At 61.5% G+C, this 17,806-nt stretch carries 21 protein-coding genes; 12 read left to right on the top strand and 9 right to left on the bottom strand.

The features are described 5' to 3' along the window. Window positions 1-4 precede the first annotated feature (4 nt). From catC to ACVZUB_RS26785, 4 genes are all read left to right on the top strand, one after another. Complete coding sequence (gene catC / locus ACVZUB_RS26800; protein WP_003940264.1) at window positions 5-286, top strand: muconolactone Delta-isomerase; 282 nt, start codon at window positions 5-7, stop codon at window positions 284-286. 6 nt (window positions 287-292) lie between these two features. Continuing rightward, window positions 293-1,240, top strand: a complete 948-nt coding sequence (locus ACVZUB_RS26795) for a helix-turn-helix domain-containing protein (RefSeq protein ID WP_042447166.1) — start codon at window positions 293-295, stop codon at window positions 1,238-1,240. 154 nt (window positions 1,241-1,394) lie between these two features. Next, window positions 1,395-2,858: a benzaldehyde dehydrogenase gene (locus tag ACVZUB_RS26790; protein WP_482627908.1), complete on the top strand. Its 1,464-nt coding sequence runs from the start codon at window positions 1,395-1,397 to the stop codon at window positions 2,856-2,858. Between the two features lie 17 nt (window positions 2,859-2,875). Continuing rightward, window positions 2,876-3,241 carry a cupin domain-containing protein gene (locus ACVZUB_RS26785; RefSeq protein ID WP_065351503.1) on the top strand — a complete coding sequence of 122 codons (366 nt, stop codon included), beginning with the start codon at window positions 2,876-2,878 and terminating at the stop codon, window positions 3,239-3,241. 21 nt (window positions 3,242-3,262) lie between these two features. Here ACVZUB_RS26785 and ACVZUB_RS26780 read toward each other — a convergent pair whose 3' ends face one another. Both ACVZUB_RS26780 and ACVZUB_RS26775 read right to left on the bottom strand, forming a co-directional pair. Further along, window positions 3,263-3,892: a response regulator gene (locus ACVZUB_RS26780; RefSeq protein ID WP_082845721.1), complete on the bottom strand. Its 630-nt coding sequence runs from the start codon at window positions 3,890-3,892 to the stop codon at window positions 3,263-3,265. Beyond that, the gene (locus tag ACVZUB_RS26775; RefSeq protein ID WP_030536467.1) at window positions 3,889-5,058 is read right to left on the bottom strand and encodes a sensor histidine kinase; all 1,170 of its coding nucleotides are present in this window, start codon (window positions 5,056-5,058) and stop codon (window positions 3,889-3,891) included. The genes ACVZUB_RS26780 and ACVZUB_RS26775 overlap by 4 nt, the downstream gene beginning before the upstream one ends. Window positions 5,059-5,242: 184 nt before the next feature. Between ACVZUB_RS26775 and ACVZUB_RS26770 the strand changes: the two genes are divergently transcribed. After that, a complete protein-coding gene (locus ACVZUB_RS26770; protein WP_063315592.1) occupies window positions 5,243-5,833 on the top strand; it encodes a GlcG/HbpS family heme-binding protein in 591 nt (196 codons plus the stop codon). 246 nt (window positions 5,834-6,079) lie between these two features. Further along, on the top strand, window positions 6,080-7,030 hold the full coding sequence (locus tag ACVZUB_RS26765) for an alpha/beta hydrolase (protein ID WP_003940156.1): 951 nt from the start codon (window positions 6,080-6,082) through the stop codon (window positions 7,028-7,030). Between the two features lie 58 nt (window positions 7,031-7,088). Here the strand turns inward: ACVZUB_RS26765 and ACVZUB_RS26760 are convergent, their stop codons facing one another. The 3 genes from ACVZUB_RS26760 to ACVZUB_RS26750 form a co-directional block, all read right to left on the bottom strand. Further along, window positions 7,089-8,204 (bottom strand): NDMA-dependent alcohol dehydrogenase, encoded by a 1,116-nt coding sequence (locus ACVZUB_RS26760; protein WP_042447159.1) that lies wholly within the window; start codon window positions 8,202-8,204, stop codon window positions 7,089-7,091. Between the two features lie 79 nt (window positions 8,205-8,283). Further along, complete coding sequence (locus ACVZUB_RS26755; RefSeq protein ID WP_482627907.1) at window positions 8,284-10,011, bottom strand: PucR family transcriptional regulator; 1,728 nt, start codon at window positions 10,009-10,011, stop codon at window positions 8,284-8,286. Between the two features lie 77 nt (window positions 10,012-10,088). Then, window positions 10,089-11,498, bottom strand: coding sequence for an ABC1 kinase family protein (locus ACVZUB_RS26750; protein ID WP_019745620.1), 1,410 nt, complete (start codon window positions 11,496-11,498; stop codon window positions 10,089-10,091). A gap of 132 nt (window positions 11,499-11,630) precedes the next feature. On the opposite strand from ACVZUB_RS26750, the gene ACVZUB_RS26745 reads away from it, so the two are divergent. The 5 genes from ACVZUB_RS26745 to ACVZUB_RS26725 are packed head-to-tail and all read left to right on the top strand — an operon-like array spanning window position 11,631 to window position 15,514. Then, the gene (locus ACVZUB_RS26745) at window positions 11,631-12,050 is read left to right on the top strand and encodes a MerR family transcriptional regulator (RefSeq protein WP_021345761.1); all 420 of its coding nucleotides are present in this window, start codon (window positions 11,631-11,633) and stop codon (window positions 12,048-12,050) included. Between the two features lie 47 nt (window positions 12,051-12,097). Next, window positions 12,098-13,474, top strand: coding sequence for an MFS transporter (locus ACVZUB_RS26740; protein ID WP_063315594.1), 1,377 nt, complete (start codon window positions 12,098-12,100; stop codon window positions 13,472-13,474). Further along, window positions 13,471-14,490, top strand: a complete 1,020-nt coding sequence (locus ACVZUB_RS26735; RefSeq protein ID WP_063315595.1) for an ABC transporter substrate-binding protein — start codon at window positions 13,471-13,473, stop codon at window positions 14,488-14,490. Before ACVZUB_RS26740 ends, ACVZUB_RS26735 begins: the two co-directional genes overlap by 4 nt. 21 nt (window positions 14,491-14,511) lie before the next feature. After that, window positions 14,512-15,231 carry a 2OG-Fe(II) oxygenase gene (locus tag ACVZUB_RS26730; RefSeq protein ID WP_063315596.1) on the top strand — a complete coding sequence of 240 codons (720 nt, stop codon included), beginning with the start codon at window positions 14,512-14,514 and terminating at the stop codon, window positions 15,229-15,231. Then, window positions 15,221-15,514, top strand: coding sequence for an Ada metal-binding domain-containing protein (locus ACVZUB_RS26725; protein ID WP_063315597.1), 294 nt, complete (start codon window positions 15,221-15,223; stop codon window positions 15,512-15,514). The genes ACVZUB_RS26730 and ACVZUB_RS26725 overlap by 11 nt, the downstream gene beginning before the upstream one ends. Here the strand turns inward: ACVZUB_RS26725 and ACVZUB_RS26720 are convergent. From ACVZUB_RS26720 to ACVZUB_RS26710, 3 genes are read right to left on the bottom strand one after another with little or no spacing between them, the layout of a single operon-like run. After that, window positions 15,477-15,905 carry a VOC family protein gene (locus tag ACVZUB_RS26720; protein ID WP_063315598.1) on the bottom strand — a complete coding sequence of 143 codons (429 nt, stop codon included), beginning with the start codon at window positions 15,903-15,905 and terminating at the stop codon, window positions 15,477-15,479. The two genes, ACVZUB_RS26725 and ACVZUB_RS26720, sit on opposite strands and share 38 nt — an antisense overlap. 40 nt (window positions 15,906-15,945) lie before the next feature. Next, a complete protein-coding gene (locus ACVZUB_RS26715; RefSeq protein ID WP_003940319.1) occupies window positions 15,946-16,428 on the bottom strand; it encodes an SRPBCC family protein in 483 nt (160 codons plus the stop codon). Between the two features lie 2 nt (window positions 16,429-16,430). Continuing rightward, on the bottom strand, window positions 16,431-16,775 hold the full coding sequence (locus ACVZUB_RS26710; RefSeq protein ID WP_003939956.1) for an ArsR/SmtB family transcription factor: 345 nt from the start codon (window positions 16,773-16,775) through the stop codon (window positions 16,431-16,433). Between the two features lie 94 nt (window positions 16,776-16,869). Here ACVZUB_RS26710 and ACVZUB_RS26705 point away from each other — a divergent pair, with 94 nt between their 5' ends. Continuing rightward, window positions 16,870-17,526: an alpha-ketoglutarate-dependent dioxygenase AlkB family protein gene (locus ACVZUB_RS26705; protein WP_037128920.1), complete on the top strand. Its 657-nt coding sequence runs from the start codon at window positions 16,870-16,872 to the stop codon at window positions 17,524-17,526. 5 nt (window positions 17,527-17,531) lie between these two features. Here ACVZUB_RS26705 and ACVZUB_RS26700 read toward each other — a convergent pair whose 3' ends face one another. Then, window positions 17,532-17,678 carry a hypothetical protein gene (locus tag ACVZUB_RS26700; RefSeq protein ID WP_165639009.1) on the bottom strand — a complete coding sequence of 49 codons (147 nt, stop codon included), beginning with the start codon at window positions 17,676-17,678 and terminating at the stop codon, window positions 17,532-17,534. Window positions 17,679-17,806 lie beyond the last annotated feature (128 nt).

Raw genomic sequence — 17,806 nt, 5'->3', positions numbered from 1 at the left:
GAACATGGCACTCTTTCACGTTCGGATGGACGTCGATATTCCGCGCGACCTGGATCCGGAAGTACGCGCCGATACCGTCGCAACGGAGAAGGCGTACTCGCAAGACCTTCAGCGACAGGGAAAGTGGGTGCATCTGTGGCGAATTGTGGGACAGTTCAGCAACATCAGCATCTTCGATGTCGAGTCGGCTGACGAACTCCATGAGATTCTCTGGAACCTGCCCCTGTTCCCGTACATGACCATCGAGGTCATGCCGTTGACGCAGCACGGATCTTCGATCAAGTAGCCCGCCATGTCTGCCGTGTCTGCCACGCCTGCGAGCCTGCCGGAATCTGTGCAGCAGTGGCACTGCGAGATGTCGGAGACCTTCGGTGGCCTGTGCCCCGAGAGTTCCGTCGATGCCGCGCCTGTCGGTACGGTCAGCGGCGTAAGTCTCGGGGACGTAGGCGCTTTCGACATCTCCGGTTCACCGCAGATACTGCGGCGGAGCGCACGCGCAGCAAAGCGACACGGTAGTGATCTGCTCAAGATCTGCACGGTCCGAACCGGGAGCGCGATACTGCGCCAATCGGACCGCGAGTTGACGGCCCCGCCCGGCGCGATGATTCTCTACGACGTCGAGCATTCGTACGCGCTGCGTTTCGACGGTCACTGGTCGTGCACCGTCATGACTCTACCGCGCAGTGCGGTGAGTCTGACCGAGCGAGAACTGAATTGCGCGCTCGAGCGCACCCACGACGGTCGGCGTGGGTCCGGTGCATTGCTGGAAAATTTCATCTCGGGCGCTGTTGCATCCCAGGTCGACGGCAGCGCAGCCGGGCTTCTCGGAGATGCTGGAGTCAATCTCGCTTCGGCAGTTCTGATGCAAGGATCTGCGCCCGCGACACCCGGACGTTCGACGCGAGAGGAGATCTTGCGATATGCGCTTCGGAATCTCGACTCACCAGACCTCTCGGTCGCGTCGATCGCCGGTGCGTTGCACCTGTCGCCGCGAACCGTTCAGCGTCACTTCGGTGACGGGGATCTGACCCTCAGTGCGCTCATTCGCCGCGAACGGTTGATCCGCGTACGCCGCGATCTCACCGACGTCTCACTGCGGGGTCATTCGATCTCCATCCTGGCCGCACGATGGTGTTTCCATGACGCACCAGCGTTTTCGCGGGCGTTCAAAGCGGAATTCGGTGCGGCGCCGTCGGAAGTACGTAACTCGCCTGATCCGAACGCCCGCGAACGTCACTGATCTGTCGCATCCGAACAACAAACGTGTCCGATCACGACAACTGGGAGCCCGAATACCGGGGCAGAGTGTGTTTCAGATCGCTTTTTCAGGCTCGCGAAGAGCTCAGGTCCACGAACAGCGAGGACCGCAGCGAAAGCTACGAATCGAGGAACGCATGACGAATCTGCTCGCTCATCAGCAATGGCACGGAAAGATTTTCGACGGCCAATGGATCGACGGAGGCGGTGACACCGTCGAGTCGCTCGAACCGGCTACCGGCGAGGTGCTCGGGGTGATCGGCACGGCGACTGCTGCGGATATCGATCGAGCGGCACACATCGCGTCGGCCGCGCAGCCGGCGTGGGCGGCGACGATCGGGCAGGCTCGCGCTTCGGTGATCCGTAAGGCAGCGCAGATTTTGGAAGCCGAGCGAGCCGAGGTGGAGCGCTGGTTGATCCGTGAAGGTGGTTCCGTACCAGGGAAAGCCGCATTCGAAGTTGATCTTGTCATCTCCGAACTGTGGGAAGCCTCGGCACTGCCGACACAGCCGTTCGGGCACCTTCTGCCCGCCAGCCAGGAGGGGCGCACGAGCATCGGTCGCCGGGTGCCCCTGGGTGTGGTCGGCGTGATCAGCCCGTGGAATTTCCCGCTTCTCCTCGCCATGCGCGCTGTCGCCCCCGCCTTGGCGCTCGGAAATGGCGTCGTTCTCAAGCCGGATGTTCAAACCGCGATCAGCGGGGGTGCGGTCATCGCGGAATTGTTCACGTCCGCAGGTCTTCCCGAAGGCCTCCTGCATGTGCTCGCCGGTGACGCGGAACCTGGTCAGGCATTGTGCGAGAGCCCGAGCATCGCGATGGTGTCCTTCACGGGTTCGACCGCCGTCGGCCGTCAGGTCGGGGCAACTGCCGGTCGCACGCTCAAGCGTGTCTCGCTGGAACTGGGTGGGAACAATGCGCTGATTGTCCTCGACGACGCAGACCTGGATGCCGCGAGCTCGGCGGGCGCGTGGGGTTCGTTCCTGCATCAGGGGCAGGTCTGCATGACCGCAGGCCGCCACATCGTGTTGGAATCGGTCGCCGATCAGTACCTGGACCTGCTGGCCAAGCGCGCAGCGGTCCTGCCGGTCGGGGATCCCAATACAGGCGACGTCGCTCTCGGACCGCTCATCAACGCGCGGCAGATTGCGAACGTCGATCGAATCGTCCAGGGCACCAAGGCGGCCGGCGCCGAAATCCGCGCCGGTGGAACATACGAAGGGCTCTTCTATCAGCCGACCGTCCTGGCCGGAGTCACCTCGGACATGCCCGCGTTCCGTGAAGAAATCTTCGGGCCCGTGGCGCCCGTCGTGATCGTCAAGGACGAAGACGAGGCAGTCAGGTCGGCCAATGACAGCGAATACGGTCTGGTTGCTGCCATTCAAACAGGATCGGCTGAACGCGGCGAGCGGATCGCGGACCGACTGCGTACCGGCATCGTGCACATCAACGATCAGACTTTGAACAACGATGCCTATGCACCATTCGGTGGCACGGGTGCCTCCGGAAACGGCGCGAGATTCGGAACTCAAAGCAGTTGGGACGAATTCACCACCTGGCAGTGGCGAACCAGCCGGCCAGCGGCGCAGACCTTCCCCTTCTGAAGTCGAAAGGTACTCCTATGCGCACCATCTCGGCTCACGATCTTCCCATCGTGTTGCAGGACGGCGAATTCGAATTGCGGATGCGAGAAGAAGGCGACATGATCGTCAACTTCGTCAAAATTCCTGCTGGTGCAGACTTCGCCGAACCGTTCGCACAATTGGAAGGCGGGCGCTGTCAATGTCCGCACTACGGATACGTCTTGAAAGGAAGGATCTACACAGATTCCGAAGCAGGTCGGCAAACCTACGATGCCGGCGACGTGTTCTACTGGGCACCCGGTCACGTTCCCGGAGCGATCGATGACTCGGAGTATGTCGACTTTGCTCCCAAGGCTGAATTCCTCGAACTGATCGACGGAGTGCGTAAGGCGATGGGCGGCTGAGCTGTTCGGCTGCCACCGAGGTCAGCGTATTCCGTCGCGACGTAGTGCGACGGACACTGCGGCAGAGCGGTTATCGACACCGAGTTTGGCGTAGATGTGCCCGAGGTGTGTTTTCACCGTCGCTTCGCTGATGAAGAGCGCTTTACCCAGCTCGCGGTTGGTCATCCCCTCGGCGAGCAGGCTGAGCAGTTCGGACTCACGGGCGGTGAGCGCTTCCTGCGGGCGCTGCATCTGCTGGACGAGACGAGAGGCCACGGCGGGGGAGAGGACGCTGCGCCCGGCGAGCGCGCCGCGCACCGCGCCGAAGATCTCGTCAGGAGTCGAGTCCTTGAGTAGGTAACCGATGGCACCGGCGTCCACGGCCCGCACGACGTCGGCGTCGGTGTCATACGTCGTGAAAACCAGTACGGGAACATCGACACCGTCGCTTCGCAGGCGTTTGATCGCTTCTGCACCGTGCATGCCGGTGCCCATGTCCAGATCCATCATCACCAGATCCGGTGAGGCCGACGGTATCGCCGTGGCCGCCTCCTCGCCGGACGATGCTTCGCCTACTACTTCGACGTCCGGCTGAGTGTTCAGCAGCGCTCTCAGCCCGGCTCGCACGACCAGATGATCGTCGACGAGGAACACGCGAATGATGGTGGTCACCGGATCCTCCGTTCGAGAGGGAACTGGGCCGCGACGACGGTGCCGTCTCCCGGTGCACTTTCCACGGTGAACGATCCGCCGAGCTGTGCGACGCGGCTTCGCATCGCACGCAGGCCGTATCCACCGTACCGAGAATGGTCGGCGAGCTTTCCCGGATCGAAGCCGACGCCGTCGTCGAAGATGTCTACGGAGACGGAGTGGTCGAGATACGTGATCGTCACGCCCGCCGTTTCGGCGCGAGCGTGGCGGGCGATGTTGGAGGACGCGCTCGAGACCACTCGCACGACGGCATGAGCTACGTCCGAGGGCAAGATGACGGCTTCACCGACGGTGCGGATCCGAACGGCCGGGACGAACTGGCGGGCGGCGGCCACGACCAAGGCGTCGAAGTCGCCCGTACCGCCCTTGGTCGGCGCCAGATCGTGGACGAGGTCGCGACTCTGCATCAAGCTCGTTCGGATGTTCTCTGCTGCGGCATCGACATCGGCTCGAGACGGCGAACCCGTTGTATTCCACGTTTGTTCGGCTGCCTCGAGCCGTAGAAGGGCGCTCGCCAGTCCCTGGGTAACTGTGTCGTGGATTTCGCGCGCGAGGCGCTCTCGCTCAGCGGCAACGCCGGCAGCGCGTTCGGTATCTGCCAATGCAGATTGCGCTTCTGCTACCTGACGCAGAAGCCGAAGGCGTTCTCGGGCATCGCGTTCCATCTGCCCGTACGCGGCCGCGACCAGTGCCGCGGTGCACAGCGGCCCGAGAAGTGTCACCAATTCGGCACGACCGGTGACCCGGTAGAACGCGATACCGGCGAGGACGCCCAGGATCCCGACGAGGGGGTAGGCGATCTTGCTCGGATACAGACGAATGCAGAGGAAGAGAACGGGAAACGCACACCACGCGAAACTCGGGGCAAGCCAGACCAGCGCTGCCCATGCGCTCAGTACCGGCCACATCCACAGCCGTTGGCGAACCACATCTCGCGAGGACACCGTGGCCATGACGGCGTAGAGCAGGGCGAGGACCACGGCCAGGACGAGTACAACCCCGAACCGACCGCTGGTCCCGTGGACTGTGACGTACCGAACTCCCGATGTAGACAGCAGTACGAAGAACGACGCGTGGATCGCATACGCCAACGGGCCGCGTAGGCCGCGTTCGGCGTCGGCGTTCATGGCTCCGTTACTCATCCCTCGAATGTTACGGAGGGCACCAGGCCGTCGTATCAACCATTCGGATGATATCCGGGTAGCCGTAGGGGGCACGGTTCGTCACCCGAGCGCCCGATGTGCGCACCCGCCCCCGGACGCGACGCTGTAGTGGACGGTTTCGAACCATTCGATTGAAAGTGTGCCCGACATGAACCACCGCATTTACACACGACTTCCCCGTACGCTCGCTGTCGCCGTTCCGGTTGTCGCAATCCTTGCCAGCGCCGCATGCTCGACCACCGACACACCGGTGGCGAACGCATCGAGCACGACGTCGATTACTGCCACGCAGCAGCCTGCCGCGACCGGTGATTCGGCGATTGTCACTCAGAATCGACTCAGTGCCGACGCAGCAGCGAAGGCTGCTGGTGCGGCCCTGGCGAAATGCCGCGCCGACGGTCTCGGCTTCGTCACCGTCTCCGTCGTAGACCGCGCGGGAAATGTCATCGCCATGGTGCGCGGCGACAACGCAGCCCAGCACACGGTGGAAGCCTCACGCGAGAAGGCATACACCTCTGCAGCTTTCGGAGCCGACACCAGTGACCTCTCGCAGCGTACCAAAGGCGAAGGATCAACCATCGCCGACCTTCCCGGCACTCTCTTCCTTGCAGGTGGAGTCACATTGAAGGCTGGAGCCGGGTCGATCGCCGGTATCGGTGTCGGTGGCGCTCCAGACGGAATGCAGGACCAAGCGTGTGCTGCCGCAGGTCGTGATGCGATCGCTTCGTCACTCGGCTGAGTGAGCGCATTCAGCGTGCTTCGTGAATTGTGCTTTTCGCCACCTGGATTCGCTCGGCACGACAGTTGTCCGATTGTTGCGATGACCTCGACTTTGTAACACCGGAGCCCCCGGAAAGGGACAAACACGTCGACAGTGGAACCGACGATGCACTTACCGAAGCGAGTTTCTTGATGCGCAGTTTCGGGGAAAGACACAACCTTGCAGAGAATCAGATTCACGTTGCCCGAACGCAATACACGGCGGGTGCGGGTGCTCGTAGCGGCGTTGTTGTCGATATTCCTGCTCGGCGGTATGTTCGGTCCGACCGCCGCGAGTGCTACTCCGGCGCGCTCGGCGCCATGGGGTGGGTACGACGAGTTGTGGGTCCCGTCTTCGATGGGAAACATCAAGGTTCAGGTGCAGTGGGCCGCGCGCGGTGGCAACGCCGCGTTGTACCTGCTCGACGGTCTTCGCGCGCAAAACGACAGAAATGCTTGGAGTTTCGAAACGAACGCACTCGATCAGTACCGCAATGACAACATCACGTTGGTGATGCCGGTCGGCGGTGAGTCGAGTTTCTACACGGATTGGTACGCGCCGTCCAATTTCAACGCTCAGCCGATAACGTACAGGTGGGAAACGTTCCTCACCCGCGAGCTTCCGGACTTCCTTGCAGGGTATGGTGTTTCACCAACCAACAATGCGATCATCGGGTTGTCGATGGGCGGCAGTGCCGCGTTGAACCTGGCGGGGCATCATCGGGATCAGTTCAAGTTCGCCGGCTCGCTGTCCGGCTACATCAATATCTCGGGTCCGGGTATGCGTGAAGCGATCCGCGTAGCCATGTTCGACGCCGGCCGGTACAACGTCGATTCGATGTGGGGCCCGCCGTGGTCATCCGGATGGCTTCGCAACGACCCGTTCGTCAACGCGGAATCGCTTCGCGGACTGTCGATGTACATTTCGTCGTCCAACGGCATCCCGGGACCGTACGATCATCCCTCTGCGCCGATCGATTACTTCCACACGGCGACGGGTATGGGGCTCGAGGCGCTCTCGTGGGTGCACGCGCGTGCATTCGAAATTCGCCTGAAATCCTTGGGAATCCCAGCGACGTACAGCTTTCCGCCCGCCGGAATTCACTCGTGGCCGTATTGGTCTGCTGAATTGTGGATGGCCAGAGGACAAATCCTCGACACCATGAACGCCTGGTGAAGCTGTAGTGAGGATCTCTCCGGACTTGCTCTCGATCGAAAGTCCGGAGAGAACTCGCTCAGAAGGCGATGATTCCACGGAGGTTGCGACCGGCATGCATGTCGGCGAAACCGTCGTTGATCTGGTCGAGGGTGTATCGGTTGGTGATCAGTCCGTCGAGTTCGAGCTTGCCGCTGGTGTAGAGATCGATCATCCAGGGAATGTCGGCGGTGGGATTGGATGCACCGAACAGGGATCCCTGAATTCTCTTCTGGTACAGCGTGAGTTCCATCAGGCTCACGGGAATTCCGACGTCCGTCATCTTCCCGAGGCCGGTGACGACGCAGGTTCCTGCCTTGCGGATCGACGAGAATGCCTGCGCGACATGTTCTCCGGTGGTCACGCCGACGGTGACGATGGCCGAATCCGCGCCCTGGCCGTTGGTGAACGAGCGCGCTATGTCGGTGGCTTCCTCCATGGTGGCCACGGCATGGGTGGCGCCCAACTTCAATGCACTGTCGCGCTTGAACGCAACCGGGTCCACCGCGATCACGTGGGCGGCGCCGGCATGCGAGGCGCCCTGCACCGCGTTGATTCCGATTCCGCCGACGCCCATGACGATGACCGTCTGCCCGGGATACACCTGAGCGGAGTTGACCGCGGCGCCCCAACCGGTTCCGACGCCGCAGCCGAGCAGACACAAAGCGTCGAGTGGCAGGTGCTTGTCGACTTTCACAGCCGAGAGAGTGCTGACCGTGGTGTATTCACTGAAGGTGGACAGGCCGCAGGTTTGTGCGACGGGCTGACCGTCGAGAGACATTCTGTAACTCGAGGTTTCGCCGGGTCTGCTGCCAGTCATGATGGCGGCGCCGTTGTCGCAGAGGTTCTGGATTCCGCTTGCACACCAACGGCAACGGCCGCAGGCGGCGAGGAACGAGAACACGACATGATCGCCCTCGGACCATCCTTCCGTGTTCGGCCCGACCTCGACGACGATTCCGGCGCCTTCGTGTCCGCCGCAGATGGGGTAGCGGCCGACTCCGTGGTCGCCGCTGGCGATGTGATCGTCCGAGTGGCACAGGCCTGAGGCGACCATTTTGACAGTGAGTTCGCCGCTGCGGGGTGAATCGAGTTCGAGATCGACCACCTCGTATGTGCCTGGTGCTTGGCGAATGACGGCTCCACGAGTGCGCAAGGTATCTCCTGAGGTAAGAGTTGTTCTTCGGCTTCCTCAGTTGTCTACTCGAGAGTTCAGGACGGGCTCGAGGCCTATCTCACTGATCGGACGTTTCGTATCTTTCAGACCCGTCCGGGGTGCGTCCCAAGATGGCGAGTTGCAGTTCGGTGAGCAGTCGCGTATCCGGCTCGTCCAACGAAATGCCCATGATCTGTTCAGCGCGCCGAATGCGGTAGCGCAGGGTGTTCGGATGTACTTTCAGAGACGAGGCGGCCTTCTTCACATCCCCGAAAGCTGTCAGGTAGGCCGTGAGCGTGAACTGCATGTCAGAGGTGTTCTTGTCGTCGTAGGAGACGAGTCTGTCGATACGAGGGTCTCGCAATCGCTCGTGATCAGCAACGAGGTCGAGTATCTCGCCCAGCAACACCGCGGTGCGTGACGCCGCGAGTGTGGTGACCTTCGAGGTTTCGTGATCATCAGTGGTATCGAGCACGCGGTCCACTTCTCGACGCGCCTCGGGTACGCCGTGCAATCGCGCGATCGGGACCGCGACGGCGGCGCGCACGCTGATGCCCGCACGGGCCTCGACTACTCGCACGGTGTCGTGAGCCCAGTCGCTGATCGCGACCTCGTGTTCGGCCTGAGGAAACAGCACGTAGATCCGGTTGTCGATGATCGTTGTGACCGCGTCGCTGCGGAATGCGCTGGCGCGCAGGCGCAAGGCGTTGGTGATTCGATCGAGATTCGATCCGGGCGCGAGTGATGTCGCAAATCCGATGACCGCAGACGGTCCGTCGGTGTTGATGCCGAAGGAGCCGGCCAGCGAGTGCATGTCGACTCCGCCGGAGCGAACGCCGAACAGCCTTTGTAACTGGGCATTCTCGCGGCTGGAGGCGTCCAAGGTTCGCATGAGAATGCGTGCGGCGACTGCCGCTGCACCCCGCAATACCGCTTGGGCGTCGTCGGAAAGAGGTTCAGAGGCGCGCTGCACCCAGATGCTGCCGAGATTGTGTTGGTGTGCAACAGAACCCGTCGGCGCTGACAGGTCCGGGCGGGTGATGCTCACAGCCAACCTGTGCGCGGCTCCGATGCTCGGCTCGGACGGCAGACTGATGACCTCGTCCGATCGCCTGAGATGCTCGAACACGCCTCTGCGCTCTATCCATTCGGTGTATTCGATCGGCCACTCCCGGCCCAGTATGGAGAGCTGACGGAGTTCGTCTTCACCTTCGTGAGCAGCTGAATATGCGATGACATGGAGTGCCGTGTCGTCGATCGTCACGAGTCCGCCGGTCAATTCGGCGATCGTCTCCGAGAGCGCGAACAGATCCGAATCGCCACCGGCCACAGCTCCTGAGACGGCCCGCGAACGGTACATGCTCGGTGTCAGAAGTCGTTGTACGAGTGAATAGACGTGTCCGGAACTAGCCTGCGGATGTACCGCGGCCACTGCGATTCCGATGTTGCGTGCGGCGGTCAGAAGCGTCGTCGCCTCGCGCGCATTCTTGACGAGCAAGAGCTTCGGACGACGCCTCGCCGGCCTGCCTTCGAACTTTCGCAACCACTGCGTCAACGTCGATTCGGGAACCCCCACGGGGAGGTAAATGTCGGAGATCGCACCACGGCTGTCGGTGCCGTCGATATCGGAGGACTCGACGAGGGCGATCGAACGGATTTCGACATCGAGTCCGTCCGGGCTTTCCAGAAGCTCGATCACGGACTTGTCCGTGGAATGCATGAGGGCGCCGAGGGTGGTGCCGACACTCGGCCCGTTATTCCTCGGACCTGTCGACGCTTGCGGGAGGGTTACAGAAAGTGGCTGCACATTTGCTCCTCGGCCAGTGGGTCACTACAGGCTAACCCCGACAGACGAAATGCAGAATAAGGAAATAGGGGACAAATTTATTCGTCAGGCATGGTGATGCCGAGTTCCTGCACCTTTTCGGCGACTGCCTCTGGAAAAACGTTCTTGAACAGATAAAGGTCTTGTCCGATCACCCAACCAGGTGCCAAAGCCGTCGCATATCGTTCGAAGTATCCGAGTTGTTTACCGAAAAGAACCAATTCCTCGGGACTCGCAACGCCCCACTGCTTGCCCAACTGAATCAGTGCCATGATCAATTCACTGAGCTTGAGTTCACCCAGGTCACGGCCGAGAATCGGGGCCAGGGCCGTTGCGACCTGCATACCGAGCTGATCGTCGTCGACCTCGTAGTCGGTTGCATATCCCAAGGATCGAATTCCGCGGGCGACACGGGCGAAATCACCGTCGATGAGGGTCGCTCGGAACATGTCGGAAAGGATGGATCTCCAGGTCTCGGGAAGGACGCCGACGATGCCGAAGTCGAGCATGGCTATCCGGCCGTCGTCGAGGACCCACAGATTCCCGGCATGTACGTCTCCGTGGAACGGACCGTGAACGATGACTGATTCGAGCCAGACCTTCACTCCGCGTCGGATCAGCATGCGGGCTTCGTCGATACCGTCCGGACCGGCGACGAACCGATCGAGCGGAACGCCTCGCATGCGTTCCATACAGATGACTCGGGGGCCGCAGTAGTCCCAGTAAACCTCCGGTGTCGTGACTCCTTTGTTGTCGCCGAACGCACTGATGTTGTTCCGGAAAGTGGTTTGCCGGTCGGCCTCGACCGCGCTGTTCAATTCCGTCATCGTGGCGTTGTGCAGATCGCGAATGATGGCGGTGGCATTGGCAATTCGAAGGAACTCGACAAATTTCTCGAGGATGTTCGCGCCCCAGTACGCCGCCCGCAGGTCGATCAGCATCCGCGCATAGATGTCCGGACGCTGGATCTTGATGACGGCCTCGCGGCCATCGTGCAGAACGCACGCGTGTACCTGCGCTACCGACGCGGCCGCGAGAGGTACGTCGTCGAATTTCGCGAACAGGTCGTCTACGGAGTATCCGAGGTCTTCGTGCACGACGCTTCTGGCCTGCTCGGCAGGAAATGACGGAACGTCGTCGAGGCAACGTAGGCATGCATTGGCGACGGGGGCGGGGAACAGGCCTGACGACGACGCGACCAGTTGCCCGAGCTTGACGAAGGTGGGACCCAGCGCGATGAAGCCGTCGACCATCCCGTCGGAGGCGGCGTCAGCCCACGTGCGTCCACGCTTGCGGAAAGGCCACACGATCAGTGCCAGCATGATCGACGTCGACAACACGACGGCGATGATCGCGGAACGCCACAACTGGGCGAGGCCGAAGCGTTCGAGGTCCGGCATGTGGACTTCGAGGGCAGTGGCGGGCACTCCTGACGAGTACGGCCCGACAGGTCGCGTTGGATCCAGCACAGCTCTCCCTCGTTCAACGAGCGCATCCAGCATTTTGCCGTGAGATCACTTACGCGACCCCTTCCGTTAGTCAGTATGCCAAGTCACACATAACTGCCGGAACCGCCTACGCGTTCAGCCTACGATCGGTGAATGCGTGAGCACTTGATCCCGATCGGCGAGGTTGCAAAATCGTTCGGAATCGCGGCGTCGACCTTGCGGTATTACGAGGACGAAGGACTGCTGTCCGCGCGGTCGCGAACTGGCGGCAAACGCTGGTACGGGCAGCGTGAGCTGCGCCGGCTGGCATTGATCCGGATGTACACCGAGACGGGAATGTCCTTGGAACAGGTGCGGTCCTTCATCGAAACCGACACCACGTCCGACCAGTTCTCGACGGTTCTCGCAGATCAAGTGTCGACACTCGAGGCACAGATCGCCGCTGCTACGCGAGCGAAGCTGATCCTCGAGCATCACCTGACGTGTCGGCAAGAGCGTCCGATGCAGTGCCCGTGGTTGCTCGAGCAGCTCGACATTCGTGTCGAAGCGGCGCTTGACTTCAAGTTCACTTGAACCTTCATAGTTAGGGCGCACTTACCGCCTTATTCCGGAGGTTGACCATGTCGGCACGACGATGGCTGCCGCTCATCGCCGCATGCATCGGAACTTTCCTGTTACTGACGTACGCCACGATCACAACGATCGCGGTGCCGGCCATCGCAGTCGGTTTGGACGGCAGTACGGGCGCGATGTCATGGGTCGTCGACGCCTACACGCTGGCTCTTGCCGCGCTTCTTGTGGGCATGGGCGCACTCGGCGATGCGTGGGGACGCAAACGCCTCTACATCTGCGGACTGGTCGTGTTCCTGGTTGCAACGGCCGTGTGCGCGATTGCTCCGGACGTCACGGTTCTGGTCGTTGCTCGCGGCGCGCAAGGAATTGCCGGTGCGGCGATGTTCGCGACACTCCTGCCTCTGCTCGGCGAGGCATATTCGGGCCGCGATCGGCACGTGGCTTTTGCCGCGTGGGGTGCCGTCGCTGGATTGGCGGCGGGAATCGGCAATGTTGCAGGAGGGCTGCTGACGCAGTTCTTCGACTGGCGTGCGGTCTTCTATTCCGGAATCCCCGTGGCCGCAGTGGCGCTCGCAATGGCTGTGTTCTGTTTCGCCGACAGTGAGCGCGGCGACGACAACATCGACTGGGCCGGAATCGTTTTGTTCACCCTCGCTGCCGTTGCCGCGGTTCTCGGCGTGACGTGGGGCGGCGACATCGGGTGGGCTTCGTCGTCGACAGCTCTTGCCTTCCTGATCGCAATCGGTGCGCTGACGGCGTTTGTGTTCTGGCAGCGTCGAGGCAGCAGTCCGATGCTCGATCCGGCATTGTTCCGATCCCTGAAATTCGACGGCGTCCTCGTCGCTGCTTTCGGGTACTACCTCGCGGCCTACGGCCCGCTCGTAGTCCTTTCACTGTGGCTGCAGAACGGGCTGGAACTGTCGGCATCGGCGGCCGCACTCGTGCTCTCGATTCAACCGCTCGCTTTTGTCTTCGTATCGGCCTTGTGTGGATCACGGCTTCAGCGAGTCGACCTTCGACTGTCGCTCGGATTCGGGACGATCCTTTGCGGAATCGGTTGCGTGGCCATGCTGTACGTTCTCGCCGAGCCGCTCTGGCCCGCACTGATCGCCGGGCTGATTCTGACCGGTGTCGGTTCGGCGATGGTGTCGCCGGTGCTGCCGGGTGCCGCGATGTCGGACGCCCCGGCAGAGCGCGCCGGGACGGCTTCGGCAACAGCCAACTCGTCGCGTCAATTCGGGCTTGCCGTCGGAATTGCGTTGTGCGGCTCGCTCTTCGTCGGTCCGGACGAGTTCGCCTTGCTGTGGCCGTTGGTCTTCTGTGCCGGCGTCGGAATGCTCACGGGTTTGGTGTCGATCCTTCTCTTTTCTCGTTCGTCAACTCCTGCAACAGTTCAACCAATCGCCGAAAGGGCACACACATGACCACGCTGTTCACTCCACGACCGCACCGGCGTATCGAGGTGGACTGGAATCGCCGCAGGTTTCTCGGCGCTGCAGCAGGATTGGCTGCTGCGCTGGCAGCGGCCGGTTGCTCGCGTTCGGACGCAGACGCCGGGGGCGAAGGCGATGCAGGCTGGTCCTTCACCGATGATCGCGGCAATCTGATCGAATTGGATTCACCACCAAGGAGATTTGTCACCTACACCGGTATCGCGGGTGCTCTGTGGGATTACGGACTGGTGCCTGTCGGAGTTTTCGGGGCACTGACACGATCGCCGGGATCAACGGACACCAGCATCTCCGGCAATTTGGATTTCTCGAAGACCGAGATGGTCGGGCAGCTCTGGGGACAAGTGGAACTCGAGAAGATCGCTGCGCTGGAGCCGGACGTCGTCATAGTCCCTCAGCTGCGTGGTTCGGCACTACTCGACGAGGCGAACTTGGATGCGGTGAAAGGCTTGTCGACAGTACTGTTCGTGGAAACGGCAGCAGGAACCATCGACCGAGCCGTGCAAGAGATCGTGGAACTGGCCGTGGAACTCGGGGCGGACCAGGATATGGAGGCTCAGCGAAAAGACTACGACGCTGCGCGTGCACGGATCTCCGAAGTTGCTTCTTCGCTGAATAATTCACAGGTTTTGTTCGCGTCCGCAGATCCGGACACGATTCGTGTCAGTCGTTCGGGCTTCCCGATCCTTGCAGATCTGGCGGGATTGGGCCTTGCCGTCGTCGATCCGGCCGCGGGATCGTCGGTCTACGTCGAGAAACTGGCTTGGGAGATGGCGGACCACTATCCGGCCGACATGATCTTCCTCGACGATCGCCCGTCCAGTTTGCAACTGGATACGCTCGGAACCAATCCTGCGTGGTCCAACTTGCCCGCGGTGAAGGCGGGAAAGATCGGGACCTGGAATCCGGAACCCGTGCTCAGTTATGCCGGGATCGCCCGTACGTACAACAATCTGGCTGACCAGCTGCTGGCATTCTCACATTCCTGACCGCCGCGTCGTCTACGACGTATGGACCTCTTCACCGATCTGTCTGCTCAAGTTGATTCCCTCGATTGGCCTGCGTTGATCGAGGGAATCAACTCCGGTGGGTGTGCCCAGACGGCGCCGATACTCGACGAGTCGGAGTGTCGCGAAATTGCTTCCTGGTACTCGGAGGTCGACCGGTTCCGGAGCACCGTCGACATGGCTCGATACCGCTTCGGTCAAGGGGAGTACCGGTACTTCGGTGATCCCGTACCGGAGCCGATCACGGCTATGCGATCCGCCTTCTACCGACACCTCCTGCCCGTGGCGCGGGAGTGGGCGTTCAAGCTGGGCGAGGGTGCACCGTGGCCGGATTCTTTCGAAGAATGGATCGATCAGTGTCACGACGCCGGTCAGAATCGCCCTACCCCGATCCTTCTGTCCTACGGACCTGGTGACTGGAATGCATTGCATCGGGACTTGTACGGAGAGTTGGTGTTTCCCTTGCAAGTCGTGATCGGGCTCGACAGACCTCGCATCGACCACGTCGGCGGCGAGTTCTTGCTCGTGGAACAGCGGCCGCGCGCCCAGTCGAAAGGGACGGTGACAGTTCTCGAGCAAGGTCACGCGTTGATCTTCACCACGCGGGATCGACCGGTGCAGAGTTCTCGTGGGTGGTCGAGAGCCCCTGTGCGACATGGTGTCAGCGTGGTGCACTCGGGTACGCGTCGAACATTGGGATTGGTGCTTCACGATGCCGAGTAAGACGTACATTCTCCGCGACGCTCGCAACAAACCCTACGAGAGTTCGACGCCCGGTGTGCTTGGCGGGCACCGGAAAACGAAGATCTACGGGCGACTCGACTGTCGAGGGGCCGCGCAGGCAATCGCGCGTGGCGGGTATGTCGCCAGTCGGGTGTTCTTCGCGGACGAGCCGACCGCGATTGCGGCCGGCTATCGCCCCTGTGCCGTCTGCATGCCCGAAGGTTACGCAGCCTGGAAGGGAGTTGCTACGCGCCGAAGCGGTCGCGGTACTCCTTCGGAATGAGTGGCTTGTCGCCGCGGACCTTCAGCTGCTGGACAGCCCAGGTATTGCCGTCCGGGTCGGCGAATCCGAAGAAGGTGCCCCCGTCACGCTCGTCGAAGACGGTGACCTCACTGGCATCGACGCCGCGGCCGATGAGCTCTTGGCGAGCCGCTGCAGCGTCGGCCACGACCAACTGCAATCCCTTCAACGAACCAGGGGCCATCTCGGTCTGCGACGGCAGGTTGCCGATGACGATCGAGCAGCCCGAACCACGCGGAGTGAGCTGGGCGACCGTCATGTGTTCGTTGACGGTGTGGTGGTCGAGATCGAAACCGACCTTGTCACGGTAGAACTCGATGGAACGGTCGAGGTCACTGACGGGAACGATGACTACTTCGAGGGTCCAGTCCATGAAACTGCCTTTCGCTGAGGAGGTTCGGGCAAACAGGTGGTCAGAGTTGCGCGACGATCTTGTCCAGGCGTTCGTAACCTTCGGTGACGCCGAGCTCCATATTGCTCTCGATCATTCCGTCTCGCGCTTCGAGGCTCGGATATACGGAATGGCCGGAGAGGCGGGTGCGTCCGTTGCCCAGATCCTCGAACGTGATCGATTCGATGCTGACGACGTCGGGAAATCCCTCGTATTCGAAGGTCTGGATGGCAAAGTCGTTCTCGCGAACGACGTGAAATACACCGTTGAACCGGAACTCTTCGCCCTCGGGGTTGCGATGGACGTACTTGTATCGACCGCCGCTCACGAACTCGTATTCGTCGATCTCCATCTCGTATCCGTTGGGGCCGAGCCACTGCTTGACCAGATCGGGATTCGAATGAGCTGCGAAGACGGCACTGACGGGTGCGTCGAATTCGCGGGTGATGTCGATGTACGGCACGCCCTCAGGAGCCGTGATGGTGACGGGATTGGTGGTAGCCATGGCTAAGTCTCCTTCTGTGTGGTGCTGAGTAGGTGATCGAGCTTGCGGAACTGTTGTTCGTGGATCAGTCGATAGCGGTCGATCCAGGCGGTCAAAGCCTCGAGAGTTGCGGCGTTGAGATGTACCGGCCGCCTCTGGGCTTCGCGGCTGCGAGTGACCAAACCCGCGGCTTCGAGTACCTGAATATGTTTGGAGATGGCCTGTTTCGTGATCTCGAACGGCTCGGCCAACTCGTTGACCGTTTGGGGGCCGGTGCTCAGGCGGGCGATGATCCGCCGTCGTACCGGGTCGGCAAGCGCCATGAACGCTTTGTCGAGACGCTCGTCTGCCCCTGGATCCACGATCACTTGTCAACCATCTCCTTTATCAACCAACCTGTTGATTACGATACGAGCCCATGCCGAGGGTGTCAATGCTTCGAAACCGATTAGCGTGGAAACCATGAACGCTCTGATTCCTCGGCCACGATTGGAAGTGGCGCCGGGGGCGATCCTCGTTCCGGATTGGCTCAGCGTCGAACAGCAACGCTTCTTGGTGGCCGAGTGTCGACGGTGGGCGACCGCACCCGTACCGATGCGCTCCGCTGTTGTCCCTGGTGGGCACAAGATGTCGGTGCAAACAGTCTGTCTCGGTTGGCATTGGCAGCCGTACAAGTACACGCGCACCGCCGACGACGTGAACGGTGCGCCTGTCGCAGCGGTGCCTGACTGGCTCGTCGACCTCGGCCGGGCCGCAGTTGCCGCTGCCTATGATGATCCGACTGCGGGGGAGCGGTACACGCCGGACACCGCGCTGATCAATTTCTACGACGAGGGCGCTCGGATGGGCATGCACCAGGACAAGGACGAGCGCTGCGACGCTCCCGTCGTCTCACTGAGTGTCGGGCAGAGTTGTGTCTTTCGATTCGGGAATTCCGAGAACCGGAACAAGCCGTACACCGATGTCGAACTCCATTCGGGTGATCTCTTCGTCTTCGGTGGAGAGTCTCGGTTCGCATATCACGGAGTGCCGAAAGTTATTGCGGGAAGTGCAAGTCCCGACATAGGTCTGCCGTCCGGGCGGCTGAACATCACCCTGCGGGATACCGGAATGTCGTGACTGTCTCACCCCTGCTGTGTCACTGGTGCAGCAGGGTCGAAGTCTGCGCTCGAAGGTCCGTCCCCGACCATCTCGATCAACTCGGTCGACGGTGGAGTTGGCAGCGTGCGCCAGCGCTCTCGTTCGAGGTTGTGGGGTTGTGTCTCGTTCATGCCCTCATTATCGACTTTCGGCTCCGATCCACCAGTCGGGGATGGGCCGGGTGCAATTCGGTAGGCCGTTGAGCGCCCCGCTGTCTCGTCGACATCCTCGGACCTCAGCACGTCGACGACAGTTCGGG

The sequence above is a fragment of the Rhodococcus sp. OS5 genome, from assembly GCF_056837585.1.
This window is presented reverse-complemented; position numbering and strand designations above follow the sequence as displayed.